Source organism: Xenorhabdus yunnanensis (assembly GCF_028598805.1).
In the GTDB taxonomy this organism is placed as follows: Bacteria; Pseudomonadota; Gammaproteobacteria; order Enterobacterales; family Enterobacteriaceae; genus Xenorhabdus; species Xenorhabdus yunnanensis.
The window spans coordinates 1-1,195 of the sequence record NZ_JAQRFI010000167.1 but is presented as its reverse complement, the minus strand read 5'-3'; the positions used below and the strand labels follow the sequence as shown (position 1 = coordinate 1,195).

The window sequence follows — 1,195 nt, the reverse complement described above, 5'->3', positions numbered from 1 at the left end:
CTGAGGTGAGACGTTTACGGTTAGATGCCGACGAACCGGCCTGGCACGATGCGGCCAGGAGCAATCCGGTTGCGACGGTGGGTGCCAATAACCTTGCCTATATGATTTACACCTCTGGCTCAACCGGGAAACCGAAAGGGGTCAGGGTGCTTCATCGTGGTTTACTCAATCACACGCGCTGGCAGCATGAGGCGTTTGCTCTGACGGCCGATGACTGTTTTCTCCAGCGCACGTCCATCAGTTTTGATGCCTCCGTCTGGGAGCTCTGGACACCACTGACGTTGGGGGCCTCCCTGTATGTCCTGCCGGGTGAGGTGCAACGAGACCTGTCAGTCCTGCCTGCATTACTGGCAGCCGAGCAAATCACCGTCCTGCAGGTGGTGCCTTCGATGCTCACTAACCTCCCTGACCTGTCTCAGGCGGGGGTCAGTTCCCTGCGCTACCTGTTCAGCGGCGGTGAGCCGCTGTCGGGCAGTCTGGTCAACCGCTTACTGCCGCTGGTGAGTGAGGCGGTTGTCAATCTTTATGGCCCAACAGAGACCACGATAGATGCGACCTACCATGTGATGCGCGAGGCGGTGGACGAGGGCTACCAGCCTATTGGCCGCGCGATAGCCAATACGCGGTTGTATGTCCTGGATGAGCAGCAGCAGTGGGTGCCGGAAGGGGCGGTGGGCGAACTTTATATTGCAGGCGAGGGGGTCAGTGAGGGGTATCACGGCCGTGCGGAACTGACCGCGGAACGTTTTGTGGAATGCGTTTTCGGTACGGTGACAGAGCGGCTTTACCGGACGGGTGACAGAGTCAGGCAGCTGTCCGATGGGGTCTTGCAGTTCCTTGGACGCGCGGATGAGCAGGTGAAGGTGCGTGGTTACCGTATAGAGCTGGGAGAAATAGAGCACCAGCTGCGGTTGCAACCGGGCGTGAAGGAAGCGGTTGTGGTGGCTCAGGAGGATGTGTCCGGGCAGCAGCTGGTGGCTTATCTGGTGGCAGAGCAGGGTGTTGCGCTGGAAGTCACGGCGTTACGGACAGGGTTACAGGCCAAACTGCCGGACTACATGCTGCCGGGCGTCTTTATGACACTGCCCTCGCTGCCACGCCTGCCGAACGGCAAACTAAACCGTCGGGATTTGCCGGAGCCAGAGCGCTTGAGCACGCCCCGCTATGTTGCGCCGGAAGGCGAGCTGGAAGAGGT

At 60.1% G+C, this 1,195-nt stretch carries 1 protein-coding gene; it reads left to right on the top strand.

Annotated features, from left to right (window positions below; genetic code table 11):
* Positions 1–1,195, top strand: a 1,195-nt coding sequence (locus PSI23_RS21465; protein ID WP_273556973.1) for an amino acid adenylation domain-containing protein, incomplete at both ends; no start/stop codon positions are given.